Below are 653 nucleotides of genomic sequence, written 5' to 3'. Positions count from 1 at the left end.
GGCGAGGAGGCCACTCCGGAGACACCGCCGCATGATGACCACCCGCCGCGCCCTCGCCTTCCGCGTGCCGATGCGCGACCCCGGCGACGTCTCCGGCGTCGTCGCCCTCTTCGACAGCGGCGCGCTGCGGCCGGAGGAGGTGGTGGCGATCCTCGGCAAGACCGAGGGCAATGGCTGCGTGAACGACTTTACCCGTTCCTATGCCTCCAGGATGCTTTCCATGGCCCTTCCCGCCGGGCATCGCGCGGCGCTGGTCATGTCGGGCGGGACCGAAGGCGGGCTCTCCCCGCATTTCCTGGTGCTGGCCGCGCGCGAGGCGGCCGGCGAGGGCACGGGCGCGCTGGCCCTCGGCGTCGGCTTCACGCCGGAGCTGCCGCCCGAGGCGATCGGGCGGATGGCGCAGGTCCACGCCACGGCGAGGGCGGTGCGCATGGCCATGGGCGATGCCGGCATCACCGACCCGGCCGAGGTGCATTTCGTGCAGGTGAAGTGCCCGCTGATCACCTCGGCGCGGGTGGCCGAGGCAGCCTCCCGCGGCGAAAGCGTGGCGACGGCCGAGACCTATGCCTCGATGGGGCTCTCGCGCGGGGCCTCGGCGCTGGGGGTGGCACTGGCCCTGGGTGAGATCGACGAGGACGCGGTCACGGACGCCG

At 73.5% G+C, this 653-nt stretch carries 1 protein-coding gene; it reads left to right on the top strand.

The genetic code is table 11. The annotated features are described in order from the left end of the window. Positions 1-31: 31 nt before the first annotated feature. Positions 32-653: ring-opening amidohydrolase (locus tag AC1DWF_RS35375; protein WP_476843129.1), on the top strand; the 622-nt coding region annotated here is incomplete at its 3' end.

It is taken from the genome of Aminobacter sp. P4_D5, assembly GCF_056401815.1.
Note: the sequence above shows the minus strand (reverse complement) of the source record. Positions and strands in the feature narration are given on the sequence as shown.